The sequence below is a fragment of the Paenibacillus sp. NPDC055715 genome (assembly GCF_053617595.1).
Window position 1 is genome coordinate 39723 of the sequence record NZ_JBSHGA010000005.1, and the last position, 21383, is coordinate 61105.

A 21383-nucleotide genomic window follows, 5' to 3' on the forward strand; every position below is an offset into this window, starting at 1 on the left:
TCTGATTGAGACTAAGATCATATTATTGTATGATAGGAACGGAGTCTGTCCGTCTTGTTTATTATTATACAAAATTTAACATTTATAGATAAGACTCAATATTATGATGAAGAAAGAGAGTTTCAACACATGCAAATTAAGGATTCACATTATAAGATGCCGCCTGAATGGGCGCCGCATGAACGTACGTATATTTCCTGGCCTGTACGGTCTTCCATGGTTTACCCGGATATGCATACCGATGTATGCAAGGGCTACGCTGGAATTGTACGCGCCATGGCTGAGTTTGAACCAGTTACCGTGGTCGTAAATCCAGCTGATCTGGAGAGTGTCCGGGCGCTTGAGCTGGGAGTACGAGTGGAACTGCTACCGATAGAGCATAACGATGCGTGGCTGCGTGACAACGGTCCTACTTTTGTAACGAATGAGCATGGACAGTTAGCAGGTGTGAACTGGAAGTTCAATGCCTGGGGCGGCAAATACGCTCCGTGGGACCTGGATGACCAGGTAGCGCCGCAAATTTTGGACAAGCTTGGATTACCGAGGTTTGATGCACCGCTTGTCATGGAAGGCGGCTCACTGCACGTAGACGGCGAAGGCACACTGATTACAACAGAAGAGTGTTTGCTGAATTCGAACCGCAATCCGGAATTAAGCAGGGAAGAAATCGAACGGTATGTGTGCGAGTATACAGGCGTTGAGAAGATTATCTGGCTGAAACGTGGACTTAGTGGCGACGAAACGGATGGGCATGTGGACAATATTGCTTGCTTTGCTGCTCCCGGTAAGGTCATTATGCAAGTATGTGATGATCCTATGGATGAAAATTACGAAATTACACAGGAAAACCTGCGTATTCTGGAGCAGGCAACGGATGCAAAAGGCCGCAAGCTGGAAGTGATCCAAATCGGGCAACCGCCGCGCGTGGATTATGACGACAGTCGGTTGACGTTGAGTTATATCAACTTCTACTTTGTGAACGGCGGCATTATTTTGCCGGTGTTTGGCGGCACTGCTACTGAAAGCGACCGCGTAGCCGAGCAGGTGCTGGCAAACGTATTTCCGGAACGTACCATTCGTACCGTGGACGGCATGGCGGTCATTCGTGAAGGCGGTAATGTACACTGCACTACCCAGCAGATGCCTGCTGTAAATAATTGAACTATATAAACATCCAAGAGGAGGACTGACGTGAGAAAAGTAAAAGTGGCGGCAACCCAAATGAGTTGCTCTACCAACATTGATGAAAATATAAGCAAAGCTGAGAAGCTGGTGCGTGAAGCGGCAGCACAAGGCGCGCAAATTATTTTACTGCAAGAATTGTTCGAGACCCCGTACTTCTGCCAGAAGGAAAAGTCCGATTATTTTGCATATGCAACCGAGTTGGAGCATAACAAGGCGGTTAACCATTTTAAAAAGATTGCCAAAGAATTGCAGGTGGTGCTGCCCATCAGCTTTTATGAGAAAAAAAACTATGCCCGCTACAACAGTCTTGCTGTGATTGATGCAGACGGTGAAGTGTTGGGTAAATACCGCAAGAGCCACATCCCGGATGGCCCCGGTTATGAGGAAAAGTTCTATTTTAATCCAGGTGATACCGGCTTTAAAGTGTGGAATACACGATATGCTAAAATTGGGATAGGCATTTGTTGGGATCAATGGTATCCTGAAGCTGCCCGCTGTATGGCGCTGATGGGTGCAGAAATTTTGTTTTATCCAACGGCAATTGGTTCGGAACCGCAGGATTCTTCCATTGACTCCAAGGATCACTGGCAGACGTGCATGCTTGGTCATGCTGCTTCCAATCTGCTGCCAGTTATTGCTTCCAATCGCATTGGAATGGAGACAGATGAGGACTCCAGTATCACGTTCTACGGCTCATCCTTTATTGCCGGGCCACAGGGTAACAAAATTGCAGAAGCGGGTCGCACCGATGAGGAAGTGCTTACTGCTGAATTTGATCTGGACGAGCTGGAAGTGGGGCGGATTGAATGGGGCATTTTCCGTGACCGCCGCCCGGAGCTATATAAAACGATTGCTACCTATGACGGTGATTTAAAAGTATAATCTTTATACGAACATAGACAAAGTTCCCCTTACTGGCAAGCCAAGGCGTTTCCCTCATTTGGATTCGCCCGGCTTTTCGGGAAGGGGATTTTAAGTTTGTAATCATAAGTTTTCATTAATGTTCATTTCTATTCCGTTTCCAGCATCATCATCATGCCAAATAAGGCGAATGACAGTGCCTTTCTCCAAAGTTGTTTCCACCGTAATTTGACCACCCAAGGCTTCGATCAGCCCTTTGGATATGGCCATGCCTAGGCCTGTTCCATTCAACGCCGCAGAGGTAGCGGTTCCACGGTAGTAACGCTCAAACAATCGGTTTACTGTATTTTCATCCATTCCCGTACCATTATCAGCGAACTGAATGGTGAGTCCCTTGCCACCTTCGCCCGGTATAACCGAGACGATAAGCACCGTATCCGGCGGATTATGCAGCAGAGCATTGGCTACCCAATTGTTAATGATTCTTTCCAGCCAAGGAGTATACAGCCTAACGGTTACGTCAAAAGGAGCGGTGCAACAAAATGACGGATTGTAATATGAAGTGCGACACCTGCTGGAAATCAATAAAAAAGGGCCCATGGCCTGATTCGTGTAGAATGAAAGTTACCACACCAGCATTCATACAAGGAGAATCGGTCCATGAGTTATTCATAGCCCATAACCGAATCGTGGTCTTGTCCTGGCGTCAATTCGAAACGTAGCGGATAGCCAATCGCATCCACCATCACATGAATTTTGGTGGTTAATCCTCCGCGCGAACGTCCGATGGCTTGCCGGTTCTGCTCCCTTTTGCGCCCACGCGGACGATGGTGGATCGATCATCACTTGTGGATCAAAAGGGATTACAACAAGATGAATTAATCAGTTTGGAGTTCTTTATGGCTGAACAAAATAAATAAAGACGTTTCTGGGAAACTGGAAATTATACTCAAGCTGAGTCTCCTATGAAGCCTCGGTCTGTGGGATGGGATTCAGCTGACAACTCGGTGTTTTTGGATACAGAAACGTTATACGAGAGTTAAATATTGAAACGTGAAGGCATGAATATGGATACAATAACCTTGGAATTTCATAAAATGAGAACTACTAAAATGCGAAATTTAAGAAATCCAGAAATATTTAAAACGTGGTATGATAATTATATTAAGGAATATGGAGGGGGGATTATGAAAGATTATGGGATTCATTTTTCTATGTTAGGTCTTTTGTTATATGCATTACAGTTGCTTCCTAATATTATATGGAAGCTTGTTCCTCCAGCAAATAATGTGCTCACGAAAAACACTTCTGCTTATAATATATTGAATGTTATAGAGGGAATGTTTGGAATGATGACAGTTATTCTAATGGTTGTTCTGATAAGTAAAGGCGAAGGAAGAAACAGTAACTTTTATATTGGACTGGCCATTCTGTTTTTGGCAATCTATTATATTTCTTGGATATTCTATTTTAATGGGGTGGTTGCTCCGTGGTTACTCATCTTAGGAATTGCTTCCATGCCGCCTTTGTATTTCTTTTTTGTCGGTCTTTGGATGAAAAACTATATCCTTCTTATTCCATGTGCTATTTTTGGAATTGCCCATATTTTGATTACGAGTATTAATTATTTGAGATGATGGATTATCAAGCCAAGTGAAACAGTTCTTCTAAGAGGGTTTCCACTCACAAACATTTTGGTGGTCTGTGGTTGATAAGATGGAACGCCTTCTCCAAGGTTTGATAATGACAAGATTAGAAGCGTTCTGGTGTACCTTTTACTGAGAATTGGTCTGTTGAAAGAGTTCTACTACAAGGACAAACCTGATCTGATACTTCATGAAAACGGAAAACCTGCATTGGCTGATGCTTCGGAAATCAAATTTAACATGTCCCATTGCAAAAAAGCCGTTGCCTGTGCCATTTCAAAATATAAGGTTGGGATTGATGTTCAGGAACTCGTTGCTACGACGAGGGGCTAGGGAAAACGGTGCTTTCTCTCCGCGAAAAAAAGTTTGTAGAACACAGTGCTGATAAGAATGCAGTTTTTACACGGCTATGGGCGCAAAAGGAAAGTTACGGCAAATATTTGGGCTGCGGGATCGTTTACGATCTGAAATCCACGGAATTTAATGATGGTAGTTGGGTTAAAAATAGCAACGAATGTGTGACAACAACAGAAGAGTTTGCGGATTTTGTGATGGTAACCTATTCACTAGGGCGTGTCTGAAAACTCCATATAAAGGAGCTATTTCAACAAGATCATGGCAGAAGCCAAAAAGGCAAAGCTCAAAAAGTTTCGAGCAAGCTTGTCATAGCGTGTTGCAATCCCGCGGAATTGTTTGAGTTTGTTGAAAAAACATTCCACAACATGCTGTTCTTTATAGTGGTACAAGTCGCAATTCCAAGGAGTTGCCGTATTCGACTTGGGAGGGATGCAGAACGTTGCGTCTTGCGATTTAATGTACGTTCGAATGTCAGTGGTTCCGTAGGCTTTATCGGCTAAAACAACGCTTTCGGACAGCGTTACGCCAGAGAGAACTTCAACCGCCACTGTGCAATCATGGATATTTCCAGGCGTTAAAAACAGGCGAACTGGATTACCCAGCGCGTCCACTACTGTGTGGATTTTGGTGTTTCGCCCCCCTCGGGAAAGTCCGATTTCTGGATTGGTTTCGGCGTTTTCAGCCCCTTTTTAGCCCCCGCCGCATGCTGATGAACTTTGCAGGAGGTGCTGTTAATCGATACATCCTGTAAGTCCGCACCCTTGCTCCACAAACGAAAACGAGAATACACGGTTTTCTAAGGACCGAATCGTTCAGGCAAATCACGCCAAGGAGCACTTGTTTTGACTTTCCAAAGCATTCCATCCAGCATCACCCGATGGGGTCTCGAGGGTCTGCCTTCTCCTCTGTTTTCAGGCGGCAATAAATCTTGTATCCGTTCCCAATCTTGGTCTTTGATTTCGTGGCGTCTTAGCATCTTTATACAAGCCCTCCGTGATTTCGTCCTTGTAAAATTAGGCTACGGTTTCACTTTTGAAGCAATATCTAGTTTTCAGACACGCCCTAATGCAAATCTACTTTTTATGATATGAAGGGCGTGGTCAGTTGAAGAAGCTAAGATTATTCATAAGAAGCCGCGTAACTCGCATTTTTTTGTTTTAAGGATATATGTTCTTGTCCAAAGGGAGAGACAAGAACATATATCCTTAGCCGAAAAGGGTAAGAACTTGTAAACATTTCCAATGTGGTTCACTGATTCATTGTCGAAGAATATCTTAAATTGCTGTATTATAGATTTGACAAGTTTATAGGAACAAAGGAGGGGGGATACTTTGCTTATACTGAGAAGGGATGAGCTTCGTCAAAGTAAAAAGCTCAGTCTCACATTGTTGCTAACGGGCTTGGTGGTGCTGATGGTTCTGCTAACCTCGAGTATTCTTCTGGTTGGCTCCTATGAGTCTCAAAAAAAATCATTGACAGAGACGACGCTTCATTTAAATTACTCCCAAGCTGACAACATTTCCAAGACGATGAATTCTTTATTTCAATCCATGCGTGGCAGCTTGGAATACAGTGCCGATAAACTCTCCAATGTCGATGCCATGACTTCGAAACAAGTGGACGATTATTTAGAGCTGATGCGCAACAGCAGCAATTTCTTCAATTCTATCATAGTGATTAATGCCAATGGGTTGATCTGCAACTTAGTACCGACTGGGTTGGGGAGAGCGGGCAAGCATATCACATCAAAAGTTGGTCTGGAAGCTTTGGCGACCCCAAAACCTTTCATTTCCTCCCCTTACATGACTTCAAGCACTAAGAGACTAATCGTGTTTATGAGTCAACCGATTTTCAGCAGAACCGGTACATATCTCGGTATTTTGGGAGGCACGCTTTATCTGCAGGAGAACAATATCCTGTCTAAGATTTTTGGCAATAACAACGTGGACAATTCGGGTTCTTATTATTATATTGTCGATTCGAAAGGACATCTGCTGTATCACCCGGACAAGCAGCTCATTGGGGCGGATGTCAGCAACAATAAGGTTGTGCAGAAGCTGATGAAGGGGGAAAGCGGGAAACAGCAAGTACGCGATATCAGTGGCGTGGAGATGCTTGCCGGTTACTCCAGTGTTCCGGCCAACGGATGGGGAATTGTGGTCGTGTCGCCGATTGGTCTAATCCATCATCAACTGATGGACCACATTCGGACAATTCTGTGGTATTCGTTGCTTCCTTTCATCATACTGCTGATGGGCGTCATACTCGTAGCATTCAGATTGGCCCGGCCTTTTGTCTATCTGGCAAATCTGGTGAGCAAGATGGGCAAGGAAAAGATTGTATTGCCAGAAGCGAAGCCAAATTGGAGCAGGGAGGCCGATTTGCTCACCAAGGCTGTATTACTTGCCGTAACAGATATTCAAAAGCAGACGGATCAACTGACTCAGGAAGCCGCGACGGACGCCCTGACCGGCTTAATGAACCGAAGATCCCTTGAATATACGATAAGTCAATGGATAGCTTCTGGTTTTCCGTTTTCGCTCATTATGCTGGATGTAGATAAATTTAAATTTATAAACGACACCTACGGCCATCTCATCGGTGACGAAGTGCTGAAACATGTTGCCGAAGTTATAGTTACCTCGCTTCGCCCGGACGATGTCTGCTATCGCTACGGCGGCGAAGAGTTCGTGATTCTGCTGGATGGCACAAGATCCGAGGAGGCCTTCAACGTAGCCGAAAGAATCCGTCGGGATTTGAAACAAAGCAGGGCTCCCATTCCGATACGAGTTACGGTTTCTCAGGGTATAGCCAATTACCCTTTGCATGCGTCAGAGCGGGAGGAGCTGCTAGAGAAGGCGGATCAGGCATTGTACCTGGCCAAGAGCAGAGGAAGGAACAGAACGATAGTTGCTGAGGGTTAAAACGATTCCTCAAATCGCTTTCAATCAGCAATTTGGGCGGATAGTTTACTTACGTGGATATCAAGGTACAACCGTCTTTTCTTCAAAAAGGAAGCTATGTTAATGATGCATCTTTGGGTTCAACAATTAGTTTTCTTGGCTTTAGAACATGTAATTGTCAAGAATACTGATAGACGTCAAGTCGAGTTTTATGGGAACAGATATTGAAAAATGTAGATCAGCTCAACCATAAATATTATACTATTTTACATCTAAGTATATTTTACCCATTCAGAATAGTGAGGAGGCAAAAATACTTCATAGAATGAGTATACAAGATGAGCTATAACATAAATCAAAGAGATGTAGGACTTTTTTATAGTAGAAGAATTCCACATCCCTTTATTTTATGATGTTCTAAAGCACTGCTTGTTCAGTTTTCGCCATCATAATTAAATAGCCATTCAATCCCAAACTTATCTTTGAGACTCCCGTAACATTTGCTCCAGAATGTTTCTTGAAGCTCCATACTCACGGTTCCCCCTTCTTTTAATTTATGAAACAGCGATCTAATTCTCTCTTCATCCTTATTGACAATGGCAAGGCTGATGTTGGTTCCAGCAACAAAAGGCATATTGGGAAAAACATCTGAAAACATAACATTACTTCCATCAATATTAAGCCGCGTGTGCATGACTAGGTTTTTCGCTTCTTCTGGAAGAGGAAACTCGGGGTTAGGCGGAGTTTGCCCAAACGTCATAATTCTTGGTTTTTCCGTACCAAAAACCTCTGCGTAAAACTCTGCTGCCTCACGACAGTTCCCATTAAAATTAAGATAAACATCAACCGACATATGCTTCGCTCCTTTAAGACTAAGTATTTTACATTCTATAGTTTCATATTTCATTATTACCTGTGCATAGGCAAAAATACTACAAACTCATGAATAAATCTAACGTGTATCGTTTAGAAGGACAGGATTATGCGTATCTTTATTGTGTACAGTCTCTGGCCAGAGGAACAAGGTTATTTGTCGCTATTTTTAAAACAAGCAGGCATTATGTCCAAAGTAATGGTATGATAGCTTAGTTAAGTCTGAACGAATACTATTGGAGTGATTATATGGGTGCAAAAAGTAAGGGCGGCGGAACAGGAAGAGGTACAGGTAGTAAGGGCTGGACACGCTGGAACAAAACAGCGAAGCCCGTCAGGGTAAAAAGCGCTTCTACAGGCGCACCGGGAAGCAAAGCGACAGGTGGCGCAAAAGGCGGTACTGTCAAACCAACCAGAAATAAAAGCGGCGGCAGCAGTAGCAAATAAGCCGGGCAAGCATAGTGCAGTCCTAAAAGGCGAACATCTGATTAAGCAAGAACAATCAGGTGTTTTTTTAGTCGGAAAAATAGTACAACCTTCATAGTTCCATTTAGAACCCAATACTACAACCATAAGCAGGTGGATTATGCGAATTAACAAGTACATAAGTGAAACCGGATTTTGCTCACGACGGGAAACCAACAGATTGATTGTAGCAGGTCGAATCACAATAAATGGCAAGGTTTGTGAAGCAGGGGCGGATGTAGAGCCACAGGATATCGTGCTTATCGACGGGAAAGCCATTCCTATTCATCATAGTGGATCTGTATATTTAGCTCTGAATAAGCCTGTCGGCATTGTTTGTACGGCAGCGGAACAGGTGGCGGGTAATATTATTACGTACGTCAACTATCCTTCACGAATTTTTGCCATCGGTAGGCTGGATAAAGCGTCGGAGGGATTGATTTTATTAACCAACGACGGAGGGATTGTGAATAAAATGATGCGTTCCGAGCATGGACATGAGAAAGAATATGTAGTAACCGTGGACAAACCCGTTACAGACGAGTTTACAGGGGCCATGTCTCGCGGTGTCGAAATATTGGACGTCATCACCAAACCCTGTGAGGTATATTGGCAAAGCGAATATGAGTTTCGAATTATTTTAACCCAGGGCCTGAATCTGCAAATCCGTAGAATGTGCAAAGCTTTGGGATATAGGGTGCTGAAGCTGGAGCGGATTCGAATCATGAATATTACCTTGGATAAGCTGGATCGGGGGCAATGGAGACACTTGGATGAGGGAGAGCTGGGATTGCTTCTTTCGAAACTGAAATAGAACTATTGCCTGGACGAAAGAACAATATAGTTGCAAAGCAAGACGATTCAGATGGAAAAGTGGCTTTGGTAACAGATGCCGCACACGTTGCGGATTGAAGAATAGCTACCACTATTTTATATCGTGTCATTTACTTTGTAGTATAACCTTGAAAAGGAGCTGATCGTCATCCATATCTCTCAACATATACTGCTTGGCGCTGTTTAGAGCCAGGATGCCGCTCGTGAAGGTGCCTGCAATCAATTCGACCTTGTTCTCATAAGCTACGAAGTCGCCTGCGGCGAAAACGCCGGGGATGTTCGTCGTCATTCCGTTTCCAACCTGCAAGTTCCACTCACCAAGGTCCAGACCCCATTCCCGTATAGCACCGTATTCGCATTTCATCGTTCGGTATCCCTCATTAATGATGATTGAAGTATTTGACGGGAAAGAGGGTTTAATATAGGCACTTCAAAAGAATGAGGAGTCGATTATAAAAATTTTAAAGGTAGCTCCTTCATGTGGAGTTACCTTTTTGTTATTTCTAAAAGGAGCTAACCTGCCGGGTAAGGCTTTTTTTTGTTTCGTTCTGTTTAACAAGTAGTCTGTGCTTGTGTTATGGAAATTAGCGAGTTTGATTAGAATCCTCGTAGGAATGTCAACGTCACCGCGTTCGTAATTGCTATATATTCGCTGACTACAATTCAAATATTGTGCCATTTGAGTTTGAGTCAAATCTCTATCTTCACGCAAATCTCGGATTCTTTGGTACATCTTACTCACCTCCAAACCAAGAATATCTCAGCGAAATAATCGCTATTTAGCCGGAGGATTACCATTTAGATTTAGAGCAAGAAGGGACGCAGTCGAGAGGGTATCCATTTATTGTTTGAAGTAATGATTTTGAAACTAAACATATTTACGAGAGATTACCTTGATAGTGAATTGACTGAAATAAGATATATTTTTCGAATATTCAACAGAAGATAAGGTTTTAAAAGGGGGGATTTTTTATAATTAAGAGGGAGCAGTATTTGATAAATATAAGTCAGAGGTCATCGGAATTAAGTCGTCTTATTCCGTATCTAAGCAATTTGAGCTTGCGCAGCAACGGCTATTCAAACGAACAGTCAGTTATTAGGGGTCACCTCACGAAACGGAAAAAAAATTTTACGCTAAGCAATTCGTTACATGAAAAAACCGGACCCTTTACGATCTACAAGGGAATCCGGTTTCGAAATCGTAGCTAGAGTGAAGTTCAACTAACGTTCTTCGTTAGCGGAACAACATCGGTTCACCAAAAGATAATTTGCTGAAACTTTAACTATAATTCTTGGCTAAGTCCTAATATCTGATCATTAACATTTACATTACTTAACCGCCCGTGATAACAAACCACGGATGCAATGTCCAGATCTAAATACTTTTTCAATGAGAGACGAGCTGCATTCATATCCGGTGTGGTCGGGACATGAATTCCCTCGAGAATCCCGTTTACACTGTACATCGAATTCCCGGCAATGAGAGTCTTACTTTGCCTTAAATAAAGGCTGATATGACCGGGAGTATGCCCAGGAGTATGGATGACGCGAATCCTGCCGCAATACGGCAGTTCCTGACCATCTATTAAGGTATCGTCCACTTTGCCCTTCGGGGGATTCTCAAGGTGACCATCTTTTAAAAGAGGTATCTCCCCCTGAATATACGGCTTATCCAGTTCGTGAGCATATACTTTAATATGATGGCCACACTCCTGCAAAATCTCGAGGATACTGCCTGTATGATCCACATCCTGATGCGTCAAAATCACAACTTTCGAACGACACGCCTACCTCTTCCATGGCCACGCGTAAATCTTCAATTTGCCCTGGGAATCCTGTGTCTATTAAAACAGCCATTTCCTGATCCCACAAAAGAATGGGGTGAATCATATTCCCATGAAAATCTAGATGAAGCATTTCTACTCCCTTTGAAATTTCCATAATATCGAGCCTCCGTAAAATGAAATTTATACATAAAATAATATTAAAGTCCTCACCCTTGAACAATCGCATGCCGGTTGAGAAAGACGCCACCCATGCGGCTCGCCGATCCGATCGCACGACTTGTTGAATCGGCGAGTGCCAGTAATGCTATAAAAGGATCATGGGGCGAATCCAACTCTGTAGCGTTGCCGTTCTTTAATGTCAATGGATACGGTGCGAATTGACGTAATAGGAATAACAAGAGTCTGATATTGCGTAAGGTATTTAACGAACTTGTCGTCAATCTGATCCAATACCCCGTCGCATACATGGGTCCCATCTATAAAATGAATAGTTACTTCCTTGCCTTGTAAGCTTGCTAACATGATATCACCTCATATTTTCTTGAAGTTTCTTGCGGATCATTAGGGTTTGAGCATACTCTATAAAGAAGTTATCACTTGATCAATAACACCATATTCCAGTGCCTCCTGAGCGGACATGTAAAAATCCCGGTCCATATCTTTTTCGACTTTTTCAAAAGATTGCCCGGTCCGTTCAGCTGTGATACGGGTTGCCTTTTCACGAGTCCATAAAATTCGTTTTGCGCTGATCGCAATATCGCTGGCCTGCCCTTGTGCGCCTCCGTGCGGCTGATGAATCATAATCTCACTGTTCGGCAGCGCCGAACGTTTCCCTTTGGCGCCCGCCAGCAACAGGATCGCGCCAAACGAAGCAGCAAATCCCGTACATATCGTGTGCACATCGGGTTTGATGTACTGCATCGTATCATAAATGGCAAATCCTGCGGAAGTAGAGTCGACGGCTGCCCCTACAAACACAATACGATCCTTTAATAGTCTGGAATAGATATCGTACGATCTTTCACCTTGAGCGGTTTGCTCGACAACATAAGGAACATAAACACTCATTTTTGATACCCCCAATTTCCTGGTTCAGTTGATTTCTCCTTGTAAACGAACCGAGACCGTAAAAAGATACGGAGGTTTCAATGGAAAAACGATTTGCGTAAATGGTGTAACTTTTACAACCACTTGTTCGTTTACATTGGAGGTAGCAAAAGGCTTTGCTCTAGCAAAGGAACAGAATAAGACCGTGGAGGAGAAGGCCTATGAGCATAGATGATTCTATACAAATGGCAGACAATATAATGAACATCGAGAACTTGGAGGAATTACAGGCGGTCCTGAAACGTTACTGTCTGTGGCTTACGAAATCAAATTGGGATGCGGAAGAACTGGCGCAGGACACTTGGGTAAAAGCATTAGGAAAGTTAAATAGCTTCGAGCATACAAATCCCAAAGCGCTTTTGCTGCGGATTGCTAAGAACACCTGGATTGATGATATACGGAGAAAAGCAGTCTTCACTCGGATATTGAATAAGGAACAAGCGAAAGTAACCGTACCGGATAATGAATCTTTTGAAATTGAGATAGCGTTGCAGTCCTTAATGAAACATTTATCTCCGCTTCAGAGAACTGTTTTTTTGCTGCGAGATGTGTTTGGATATTCGATTCGTGAGACATCCGACATGCTCGAAACAACGGAGGGAGCGGTAAAAGTTGCACTCCACCGGGCACGAAAATCGCTTGGAGCAGTCAAGGAGGATCTCCTCAAAGGAGAGTTATCCTTACCGGAAAGTGAAAACTCGAAGACTTTTCTAAGGACGTTGACGGCGGCATATCAGATGGGAGATATTGCAGCAATGGTTATGCTCTCCCATCAGGATGTAATGGAGCCGGATGTGGTGATCGGAATCGCCAATAATAAGCTGCTCTGGAGTCTCGCTTCAGTAAAACAAACGGATTCCCATACAATGAGTATGATGGCTGCATAGTTTGCGAAGAGAAATGCGGAGCTGATAATAGAGGTTGTTTCTGATGAAACAAGTTCCAGCCAATCAAATTTACGAACAGATTTATCGGGACTACAAGCAGCAGGGTGAAAATCAGGCTGCGCAGGAACAGATGCAGAGCACAGCCACTGATGGCAAAGAGTCCATTGTGGCTGTGCGGAAAAACGATGTCGGCGATCATTGCGATTGTACATGTGGACATAGTTGGACCGCTCATTAAACAGCGCAAAGAGATTGAAGCTCTCGGTTGGGATGTTCATGTTCTTGATCGGCTCGATCATACACTAGCTATGCAATCTGCCAACGTCGTGCCTATCGTACATTCTTGGTTAAACTCTAAGTTAATATGTAAAGCGCCTGGTGAATGGTCCGAAACGGCTGGCAACCCAGAATTCGAAAGCCAATGTACATCATATGATTGCAATAAAGTTAAAAATGGACCGCATAGGCGATCCATTTTATTCCTGTTTTCTTGACTATGCCACTATATCGGATGAATACTGTACTATACAGTTTTTATAAGAACTTTTTCATTTCATTAAATGCTAACTCCCTATGACCTGCTTGACAGTGTTGTTCGCCACCAGTTTCTTTCGTAAATACTTTGGTTGTAATGGAAGCAGCATTTACTAATTCTTGTTGAATTTGTGCTAGTCGGCTGATAGGTACGTATTGATCATCTTCTCCAGCTAATAAAAGAACATCTTGATTAATGAATGGTCCAATCCCGTGCATCGTGTGCTTTTCAAAATTTTTAATGAGATCAAAAGACGTTGATTCACCGGTGTTTTCCATCCCTTTGGTAATCTTCCAATGTAAATCAATATTGTGAGCCATCATCTTTTCAAGTAATGAATTCACTTGATCGACTTCATTACGATCGACTAGCTGCATCATACTCTGATAAGTTTCTTCTGGCATTCCCATTTTCAAGGCATCTAAACCACAATAGAAAATGTTAAAAGCAACTACTTTATCGATTCTCTTTTCGAAGGCTGCTGCACGCATAGCTAAATATCCTCCCCAAGAAGTACCCACGAGGCTTACACGATCTAATTTGAAATAATCAATCACCGTTGATATTGGCTTTTCCCAGTTGTGAATAAATTTAAGACCGTTTTTTAATGCAGTTCCTTGGCCTGGACCATCGAATACAATAATATTGTAATCAATTCCTTTCATAAAATTCATCATTTTAAGCATCTCTTCCATGTAAGAATCATACCCACCAAAGACAAGTAATGTTTTTGTAGCTCCAGGTGTCAATAATTTTACAGCAGGAAGATAGGAGTCCTCATAAGGAATCTTGTAGGCTTCATAATCAAAATCATGAAAGCCTTTATAGAATGTTTCTCTATATTTTTGATACATTTTTTCTTTATTGGGGTCTGTGGGTGCAAGATAAAATTCTGCAGCTTGATAGTAGACTGAGGCTAAGTCATAGTCCTTGCTATCTTCGCGTTTCTTTGCAAAATATAGCCAGGCTTCATACCAGCTATGGGTATCGTTTAATTTCGGAATCATTTTTTCCAAGTCAGCTTGTGCTCGATCATCTTCTTGATAATAATCATTGATAAAACGGTTAATTTGAAAATTGAATTGTTCGTTAGTTACATATTGTTTAAACATATATTTTCCTCCTTCAATTTGGGTATGTGCTTACTATAGAGTATAGTTACTACATAAAAAATAATTAATATCGTATAATCTGTAGGATATCTTACACGTTATACTTGAAGTGTTCGAAAACTTACACAAAAGGAGCAAATGGTTAAATGAATGAAGATATCAGAATTTATAAAACAAAAATAGCTATTGAGCGAGCTTTAATTGAATTACTCCAACAACATGATTTTAAAGATATTACGATCAAAAAAATTTGTGATCAAGCTCTTATCGGACGTTCTACTTTTTACAGTCATTATTTGGATAAGTACGACTTGCTAGAAAAAATAGTTAAACAGTATACTTCTGATTTTAAAGTTGAGATTGAACAGCGTTTTGATTCAATGGAAGAGGGCAAGGTGGCAAATGCCATAGAACTTGTAACCGATCAAATGATTAAAAATAAGTTGGAGATCTCAACATTGTTAGCAGTTCATGAAGTAACAGCTGATCTACGTAAGGAGTTTGAACAAATTTTGTTTAGAACTTGCTTAGATTATTTAAAGCAACAGAATTCTTCAACTTCGATCGCGTTGGAGTATTTAGCAGAACTATATGCTGCTAACTCCATGATGTCTATTCATTGGGTTTTGAAAAATGGCAAAGATGCAAACATCATTCTTCTTTTAGATCAAATGCAGGAATATATTTTTAACCAGATAAAGTCTGACTTGTATAAAAGCTAGTACGCGTGGAGTGAAGCTTTTATCAACATATCATTGATGGGTTACAGGAATTTTTTTGCAAAGATAAGTCTTGACAATATTAGTTGCTATAGCTATTATGGTTATGATAATAAAAATAAGGCGGGTTATACAAATGACCATTCAATATGACTACACACAATTGATCGGATTTAAAATTATTAAGGGAGAAGTTCTCATAAAGAGAAAGCTTCTAAGCGCCTTCTTGGATAATGGATATGACATCACTTTTGAGCAATGGACCGTTCTTAATGTACTGTATGCAGAGCCGGGCCTGATTCAAAGTGAAATTGCAATTAAAACGTACAAAGACAAAACAAATCTGACCAGAATTCTGGACGTTCTTTCTAAAAAAGACTATATCGTAAGGGAGACCCATGACAAAGACAGGAGAAGTATCCGCATTTACCTGACTGATGCAGGAAAAATGATGTTTCACGATCTGATTCCTTGTGTGAAGTCCATTAACGAACAATTTCGGGAAGGCATATCAGACGAAGAATTGGAAGTATTTATGAACGTCCTTAAAAGAATAAGTAGCAATGCAGAGTAATTTTTTTAACCATATAGTTGTTATAGCTATTATAGATAAAGCAAACAAATTTTGAGGAGGAATTACTTTGGTGAAGTTGTCCCTGCGAGAGAAGTTTGCATTTAAGTTTATCTTCAATGAAAAGAATGTGTATCACAGATGGTACGGAAGATTCTTATCTTTCGGAATTGATTGGGGAAGGTTGAAAAGAGTCGTCGCCAGAATTCCAAATTGGATGCAGTGGTGTGAAGAATGGACGAAGGAAGGGGATGAGCTCTATAGAAAAGCCGAACAGGCCTTAAATGAAGGGTATAGTACTAAGGCCCAGGCATTGTTTCATGCGGCAGTAGGCTGCTATCTGCTATCATGTTGGCCAACACATCTTCTTTATTGATTCCAGTCAGAAAGAAGGATCTCAAGAGAAGGCAAGAAGAAGCTACAAACAGGCAATACGTTTATATGAAGACAAAGATAAACCAATCCGGATTGAGATTCCGTTTCAAGGTGTGAAAATTCCTGCTTATTTGCGGCTTTCAGGAACTCCGAACCAACCCTTGGTTATTTTTGTGAATGGAATGGATAACATTAAGGAAGCTGAAGGCCATTCCCACGGCACCATTTACAGACAGCATGGGTTCAATTTTATTACTTTTGATGGCCCCGGGCAGGGAGAACTGTGGAAGGACATGAAATTTGATGTCAAAGAATATCACAAAGCGGTTTCAGCAATTATCGACTGGTCGGAGAAGCAGCAGGATTATCAAATCGATACTCAAAAAATCGCCCTGACAGGCTTTAGCTTAGGAGGATATTTAGCCCCGGTGTCTGCGGCATATGACAAACGAGTCAAATGCGTGGTAGGTAACAGTGGGCTGGTTTATATCGGTGGTCTCCAAGGTTTAAAGCAATTGAATCCGATCTGGCAGCGTGGCGTCACGTATATGACTGGATGTAAAGCTGTTCATACATTTGATTGGGACATTGAAATGGCTCCGAATCTGCAAGTCCCTCTATTGTTTTATCATGCAGGGATGGATGAAGTGATGCCCTCTCCAAAAATTCATTCAGCAAAGATGATGAAATGGGCACAGGGAGACAAGCAACTTAAATATTACGAAGACGGGGAACATTGCACCATGAATTATCTGGATGAAGTGTTCCTGGAAATGATTGACTGGCTTAAACACAACCTCGAAATGAACTGAACGAATACAATCGGGATGAGTTAATCAATTGCAGAGGTGGTTAATGACATGGATAAAAACCAGCAGGAACTTCATGCCACGATTCGAACTGTACCCATAGAAAGGGCAGTTACCAATGGATTTGATTTAATTGATTATTTGAAACTTATGGAAGAATGCCGGCAGGGAAGAGACTATGTTGACACATGTTTTGAGATTGCAGAGACTGCTCAATCGCTTGCGGAAAAGGCTTTAAAAGATGGCCATATTTTTACTGCAAGAACATTCTTCTTAAATGCAACAGCAGCATATAGAGTCGGACAATATACAATGATTCATGACACGGAAAAAAAGCTGGATAAGTATCGCAAATTAATCACCTGCTACAGCGAAGCGGCAAAATTATATACTCCACAAATCGAGAAAGTTGAAATTCCATACAAGGGATGCCAAATGGTAGGTTGGTTGAGAATGCCTGAAAAAGCAAACGGTCGGGTACCCATTGTTATTTCTATCGGAGGTGCTGATGGATGGCGTGAAGAGCATCACAATTACAGCCATTTTTACTCCGAACGAGGAATAGCCTATCTAATGATTGATGGTCCCGGCCAAGGTGAAACAAGATTATTCAATAAACTGTATATGGAATTGAACAATGAAGAAGCTCTAAATGCAATAATTGAGTATGCTTTCAAGGATCCACGTTTTGAGAAAATCGGGATGATCGGTTATAGCTTTGGAGGATACTTGGTTGCCAGAACTGCAGCAATTAGTGACAAACTGAATGCTTGTGTTGTTAATGGGGGCTCATACTCTCCCAAAGAAATACTGTCCTTCTTGCCACACTTTGCAAATGTATTTTCTGCTTTGACTCATAAAAAGGATCAGGGCTTGGAACGGTTTATGAATGGCATGACCATGGAAGGATACGCTAACCGGATCAAATGTCCGCTTTTTTTGAATCATGGAAAGCTTGATCCCTTATTTTCAGCCTCCGGTATCCAAAGAATTTATGATGAGTCTATTTCTGTGAATAAAACAATTAAACTATGGGATGATGGAAACCACTGTGTAACCAATCATGCAACTGAAGTTATTACAATGATAACGGACTGGTTTATAGAAGTATTGTGTTGAAAATAACCACTAACGCCTTTTTTTGCTCTGAGAAGGATTTTAAATGATTTGACCATCAGAATGAACTACAACTCTGACCAAGTTAGCGTTATTTCAATAACATCTTCGGTGTTGATAAAGTCACACTCGGATCAACGGGCTCATATTTTGGGGAGATTTGCATTAAATTTGAACATGATTTATTCTGGGAAAATAAAGTATTAGACTGATGATCCAGCATTAAGCTGCGGGCCGAATATGGATAGGTGATAATAAATGGGCAGAAGTATACACTAGAAGGACAACCAAGATACGATAAAAGAAAAGGAGATATTATGACGGAGAAAAAAGAAATAAAAGATACAGGGTGGAACTTCGACAACAGTTATACTCGTCTGCCGGAAACATTGTATACAAGGCTCAAGCCAACTCCTGTACGCTTACCGAAACTGGTCGTTCTTAATGATCCGTTGGCAAAATCTCTTGGGTTGAACGGCGCAGCGATGCGAAGCAAAGATAGCGCTGCGGTTCTTGCAGGCAACGAAGTTCCCGAAGGTGCTGAACCTCTTGCTCAGGCTTATGCAGGACATCAATTCGGGCATTTTAACATGTTAGGAGACGGCCGGGCAGTGCTGCTTGGCGAACAGATCACTCCCCTGGGCGAGCGGGTGGATATTCAGCTTAAGGGCTCAGGCAGAACGCCATACTCCCGCCGGGGCGATGGCCGGGCGGGACTTGGGCCAATGCTGCGCGAATATATCATCAGTGAAGCTATGCATGCGCTTGGCATTGCTACCACCCTCAGCTTAGCGGTGGTTACAACCGGTGAGTCATTAATCCGGGAAACCGAGCAGCCGGGTGCCGTTCTGACCCGTGTGGCGGCCAGTCATCTGCGCATCGGAACCTTTCAATACGTCGCAGCATTGGGCAATGCCCAGGATCTCCGGTCCCTGGCAGATTACACATTGCAAAGACATTATCCGGAGGCTTACGGTGACGAGAACCGTTATCTTTTCCTGCTTCAGGAAGTGATCAAACGTCAGGCAGAGCTGATTGCCCAATGGCAGCTCGTCGGCTTTATTCACGGGGTGATGAACACCGACAATATGGCCCTTAGCGGAGAAACCATTGATTATGGTCCTTGCGCCTTCCTGGATGCCTATGATCCTGAGACGGTATTCAGTTCCATTGACGTTCAGGGCCGTTATGCCTATGGCAATCAGCCCAGTATTGCCGCTTGGAATCTCGCGAGATTTGCTGAGACCCTCCTGCCGCTGCTGCATGACAACAAGGCGCAGGCTATAAAACTGGCCGAGAATGCAATTTCAGATTTTACAGAGATGTATCACCGTAATTGGCTCATGGGGATGAGGGCGAAGCTGGGTATTTTTAATGAAGAGTTGCAGGATCTATCTCTTATTGAAGGCCTTCTAGGCATCATGCAAAAGTATCGTGCGGACTACACCAATACCTTCCGTGCCTTAACTTTGGGCAAGCTTGAAGATGCAGTTCTGTATGGCACTGAGGAATTTGCCCAGTGGCATGAACAGTGGCAGGCGAGACTGGGTAGACAGCAGGAAACGAAAGCCTCTTCGCAACAACTGATGCGCAGCAGTAATCCTGCGTTAATCCCACGCAACCACCGGGTAGAAGAAGCACTGGAAGCTGTGGTGAAACAAGAAGACTACAGTGTGATGGAGCGGCTTCTTGAAGTTCTTGCGAATCCTTACGCGTACTCTCCCGAACAGGCTGATTACTCAACACTGCCTGAGGTATCCACCCTTCCTTATCGAACCTTTTGCGGTACCTGATTTGGAAACTTTAAAAGGGCATGTACTTGAGCCCTTTTTTCTTTTTGGGTATTTTTAAAGGGTATTAGACTTCTGCGGAAGGTTAATTTAATAAAGAGGTGTTCAAAACAATGACTAAGGCCCATCAGTTAACCATAAATACGCTCACTCAAGACGATATACAGTCTGTATGTCAGCTTTTTAAATATTCAATCTCAGATGCCTTGAAAACGAAGAACTGGGTCATTTGCAAGATGATATTCAAAAAGAAGTTGAAAATAAAAAACAAATGGCAAATGCTTCTCTGAACCCGGCGAATTCGGATACATACTTCCTTGTTGCTAAAATAGTTGGGGCGGTTGTCGGCACGATTTCCTTTGCACCCTGTGGTGAGGATATTCGATCATGCACCGGAAAACAGCTCAATGATGTGGGTGAGCTGGGGAGTTTATACGTTTTGCCAAGCTATCAGGGCCAAGGTGTGGGCTCGGCATTGATTAAAGAATTGATGGTATATCTAAGAAAGCAAGGGATTGATCAGTTTTGCCTGGACAGTGGTTACAAACGTGCGCAGACAAGATGGCTGCGGAAATTTGGAGAGCCCTATAAGGCAGTTAAGGACTACTGGGGACCTGATTCTGTTCACATGGTTTGGTTTTGCAAAGTGAGTGATTATATAGTATGAAGCTCGTGAGCTAACTCAGAGATTGAGTATGCGTTGAAAACTAATGATAAAAGATATATAGTATATTCAGAAAAGCTTATAGTTAGGATGAATTGAAAATGGCATACTCTACAGCCTTATCGCAAGGAATTTCAATATTACTCTATATTCACGGTATCACAGAGGAGAACTGTTATAACTTTTTATCTACCAAAGTGATTTCTGAACAATTAAATATCCCTGTTCCAACAACTGTTAAGGTAATCCGAAACTTGAACAACGCCAGGCTAACGATTGCTAAAGAAGGAGCGAAGGGGGGGATACTTCTGGCAAGGCCTCTATCAAAAATGACCTTATTGGATGTTTTTCTAGCCGTTGAACCTGGAAAAGCTCTATTCAAACTCCATACAGATGTAACACTGCAAGGAAAACAAGTTGACGAAGTAAAACAAAAGATCATCGCTAGTCTACAAACAGCTGAGCTGGCCATGCAGAATTATTTGAAAGAAGTAAGGCTAACCGATTTATTGGACTAAGAAAAACGGTTACCTTCTCTTTTTTAAACTAACTATATATAATTTATATTTAGTATATTGTGTATTGTTTGATATTCAAGAAAACGAAAGGAGCAGTCCAATGAATTTAGAGACTAAAGTAGTAGAAGCGATTAATGGCGTTAAAATCCCCAATTAGGTTTTGGGGTTTACAAAATAACTAAAGAAAGAGAGTTTTACGACATCTTTTGCATGCTGTGGATGGCATGTCGAGCATTGGTTTTACAGGAAAACTGACAGAAATTCATGCG

At 42.2% G+C, this 21383-nt stretch carries 23 protein-coding genes and 4 pseudogenes; 17 read left to right on the top strand and 10 right to left on the bottom strand.

What is annotated here, in order from left to right:
• The first annotated feature begins 129 nt into the window (after positions 1 to 129).
• Complete coding sequence (locus tag ACWGOO_RS10375; protein ID WP_452483078.1) at positions 130 to 1161, top strand: agmatine deiminase family protein; 1032 nt, start codon at positions 130 to 132, stop codon at positions 1159 to 1161.
• A gap of 30 nt (positions 1162 to 1191) precedes the next feature.
• Positions 1192 to 2067, top strand: a complete 876-nt coding sequence (gene aguB / locus ACWGOO_RS10380; RefSeq protein ID WP_452483080.1) for an N-carbamoylputrescine amidase — start codon at positions 1192 to 1194, stop codon at positions 2065 to 2067.
• 102 nt (positions 2068 to 2169) lie between these two features.
• Here the strand turns inward: aguB and ACWGOO_RS10385 are convergent, their stop codons facing one another.
• Together ACWGOO_RS10385 and ACWGOO_RS10390 are read right to left on the bottom strand one after the other, a co-directional pair.
• Positions 2170 to 2646: an ATP-binding protein gene (locus ACWGOO_RS10385; RefSeq protein ID WP_452483082.1), complete on the bottom strand. Its 477-nt coding sequence runs from the start codon at positions 2644 to 2646 to the stop codon at positions 2170 to 2172.
• An 86-nt stretch (positions 2647 to 2732) separates the two neighbouring features.
• Positions 2733 to 2876 (bottom strand): annotated as a pseudogene (locus ACWGOO_RS10390) (IS5/IS1182 family transposase); the annotation flags it as partial.
• 216 nt (positions 2877 to 3092) lie between these two features.
• On the opposite strand from ACWGOO_RS10390, the gene ACWGOO_RS10395 reads away from it, so the two are divergent.
• Entirely contained in the window at positions 3093 to 3683 is a 591-nt protein-coding gene (locus ACWGOO_RS10395; RefSeq protein ID WP_452483085.1) for a hypothetical protein, read from the top strand.
• Positions 3684 to 4027: 344 nt separating this feature from the next.
• Positions 4028 to 4273, top strand: a pseudogene (locus tag ACWGOO_RS10400) (4'-phosphopantetheinyl transferase superfamily protein); the annotation flags it as partial.
• A gap of 18 nt (positions 4274 to 4291) precedes the next feature.
• Here ACWGOO_RS10400 and ACWGOO_RS10405 read toward each other — a convergent pair.
• Positions 4292 to 5025 (bottom strand): annotated as a pseudogene (locus ACWGOO_RS10405) (IS5 family transposase).
• A 355-nt stretch (positions 5026 to 5380) separates the two neighbouring features.
• On the opposite strand from ACWGOO_RS10405, the gene ACWGOO_RS10410 reads away from it, so the two are divergent.
• Positions 5381 to 6973, top strand: a complete 1593-nt coding sequence (locus ACWGOO_RS10410) for a sensor domain-containing diguanylate cyclase (RefSeq protein ID WP_452483087.1) — start codon at positions 5381 to 5383, stop codon at positions 6971 to 6973.
• A gap of 412 nt (positions 6974 to 7385) precedes the next feature.
• Here ACWGOO_RS10410 and ACWGOO_RS10415 read toward each other — a convergent pair whose 3' ends face one another.
• Positions 7386 to 7805 carry a VOC family protein gene (locus ACWGOO_RS10415; RefSeq protein WP_452483089.1) on the bottom strand — a complete coding sequence of 140 codons (420 nt, stop codon included), beginning with the start codon at positions 7803 to 7805 and terminating at the stop codon, positions 7386 to 7388.
• A 269-nt stretch (positions 7806 to 8074) separates the two neighbouring features.
• On the opposite strand from ACWGOO_RS10415, the gene ACWGOO_RS10420 reads away from it, so the two are divergent.
• Both ACWGOO_RS10420 and ACWGOO_RS10425 read left to right on the top strand, forming a co-directional pair.
• Positions 8075 to 8272, top strand: coding sequence for a DUF3934 family protein (locus ACWGOO_RS10420; RefSeq protein ID WP_134914697.1), 198 nt, complete (start codon positions 8075 to 8077; stop codon positions 8270 to 8272).
• A 139-nt stretch (positions 8273 to 8411) separates the two neighbouring features.
• On the top strand, positions 8412 to 9104 hold the full coding sequence (locus tag ACWGOO_RS10425; RefSeq protein WP_452483091.1) for a pseudouridine synthase: 693 nt from the start codon (positions 8412 to 8414) through the stop codon (positions 9102 to 9104).
• A 126-nt stretch (positions 9105 to 9230) separates the two neighbouring features.
• On the opposite strand, the gene ACWGOO_RS10430 is transcribed toward ACWGOO_RS10425, so the two are convergent.
• The 5 genes and pseudogenes from ACWGOO_RS10430 to ACWGOO_RS10450 form a co-directional block, all read right to left on the bottom strand.
• Positions 9231 to 9488 (bottom strand): hypothetical protein, encoded by a 258-nt coding sequence (locus ACWGOO_RS10430; RefSeq protein ID WP_452483093.1) that lies wholly within the window; start codon positions 9486 to 9488, stop codon positions 9231 to 9233.
• A 66-nt stretch (positions 9489 to 9554) separates the two neighbouring features.
• Positions 9555 to 9857 carry a helix-turn-helix domain-containing protein gene (locus ACWGOO_RS10435; protein ID WP_452483095.1) on the bottom strand — a complete coding sequence of 101 codons (303 nt, stop codon included), beginning with the start codon at positions 9855 to 9857 and terminating at the stop codon, positions 9555 to 9557.
• Between the two features lie 550 nt (positions 9858 to 10407).
• Positions 10408 to 11065 (bottom strand): annotated as a pseudogene (locus ACWGOO_RS10440) (MBL fold metallo-hydrolase).
• 161 nt (positions 11066 to 11226) lie between these two features.
• A complete protein-coding gene (locus tag ACWGOO_RS10445; protein WP_134914815.1) occupies positions 11227 to 11433 on the bottom strand; it encodes a hypothetical protein in 207 nt (68 codons plus the stop codon).
• Between the two features lie 57 nt (positions 11434 to 11490).
• Positions 11491 to 11979 carry an ATP-dependent Clp protease proteolytic subunit gene (locus tag ACWGOO_RS10450; RefSeq protein ID WP_452483097.1) on the bottom strand — a complete coding sequence of 163 codons (489 nt, stop codon included), beginning with the start codon at positions 11977 to 11979 and terminating at the stop codon, positions 11491 to 11493.
• A 200-nt stretch (positions 11980 to 12179) separates the two neighbouring features.
• On the opposite strand from ACWGOO_RS10450, the gene ACWGOO_RS10455 reads away from it, so the two are divergent.
• Both ACWGOO_RS10455 and ACWGOO_RS10460 read left to right on the top strand, forming a co-directional pair.
• A complete protein-coding gene (locus tag ACWGOO_RS10455; protein WP_452483099.1) occupies positions 12180 to 12905 on the top strand; it encodes an RNA polymerase sigma factor in 726 nt (241 codons plus the stop codon).
• 43 nt (positions 12906 to 12948) lie between these two features.
• The gene (locus ACWGOO_RS10460) at positions 12949 to 13143 is read left to right on the top strand and encodes a hypothetical protein (RefSeq protein WP_452483101.1); all 195 of its coding nucleotides are present in this window, start codon (positions 12949 to 12951) and stop codon (positions 13141 to 13143) included.
• A 296-nt stretch (positions 13144 to 13439) separates the two neighbouring features.
• Here ACWGOO_RS10460 and ACWGOO_RS10465 read toward each other — a convergent pair whose 3' ends face one another.
• On the bottom strand, positions 13440 to 14552 hold the full coding sequence (locus tag ACWGOO_RS10465; protein WP_452483103.1) for an alpha/beta fold hydrolase: 1113 nt from the start codon (positions 14550 to 14552) through the stop codon (positions 13440 to 13442).
• Positions 14553 to 14698: 146 nt separating this feature from the next.
• Here ACWGOO_RS10465 and ACWGOO_RS10470 point away from each other — a divergent pair, with 146 nt between their 5' ends.
• From ACWGOO_RS10470 to ACWGOO_RS10505, 8 genes are all read left to right on the top strand, one after another.
• Positions 14699 to 15274, top strand: a complete 576-nt coding sequence (locus tag ACWGOO_RS10470; protein ID WP_452483105.1) for a TetR/AcrR family transcriptional regulator — start codon at positions 14699 to 14701, stop codon at positions 15272 to 15274.
• 133 nt (positions 15275 to 15407) lie between these two features.
• Positions 15408 to 15845: a MarR family winged helix-turn-helix transcriptional regulator gene (locus tag ACWGOO_RS10475; protein ID WP_452483107.1), complete on the top strand. Its 438-nt coding sequence runs from the start codon at positions 15408 to 15410 to the stop codon at positions 15843 to 15845.
• 67 nt (positions 15846 to 15912) lie between these two features.
• Positions 15913 to 16218, top strand: a complete 306-nt coding sequence (locus ACWGOO_RS10480) for a hypothetical protein (RefSeq protein ID WP_452483109.1) — start codon at positions 15913 to 15915, stop codon at positions 16216 to 16218.
• 181 nt (positions 16219 to 16399) lie between these two features.
• Positions 16400 to 17029 carry an alpha/beta hydrolase family protein gene (locus ACWGOO_RS10485; protein WP_452483111.1) on the top strand — a complete coding sequence of 210 codons (630 nt, stop codon included), beginning with the start codon at positions 16400 to 16402 and terminating at the stop codon, positions 17027 to 17029.
• Positions 17030 to 17077: 48 nt separating this feature from the next.
• Complete coding sequence (locus tag ACWGOO_RS10490; RefSeq protein ID WP_452483113.1) at positions 17078 to 18145, top strand: alpha/beta hydrolase family protein; 1068 nt, start codon at positions 17078 to 17080, stop codon at positions 18143 to 18145.
• Positions 18146 to 18459: 314 nt separating this feature from the next.
• Positions 18460 to 19935, top strand: coding sequence for a protein adenylyltransferase SelO (locus ACWGOO_RS10495; protein ID WP_452483115.1), 1476 nt, complete (start codon positions 18460 to 18462; stop codon positions 19933 to 19935).
• 226 nt (positions 19936 to 20161) lie between these two features.
• Positions 20162 to 20599, top strand: a complete 438-nt coding sequence (locus tag ACWGOO_RS10500) for a GNAT family N-acetyltransferase (protein WP_452483117.1) — start codon at positions 20162 to 20164, stop codon at positions 20597 to 20599.
• A gap of 98 nt (positions 20600 to 20697) precedes the next feature.
• A complete protein-coding gene (locus ACWGOO_RS10505; RefSeq protein ID WP_452483119.1) occupies positions 20698 to 21114 on the top strand; it encodes an Rrf2 family transcriptional regulator in 417 nt (138 codons plus the stop codon).
• Positions 21115 to 21383 lie beyond the last annotated feature (269 nt).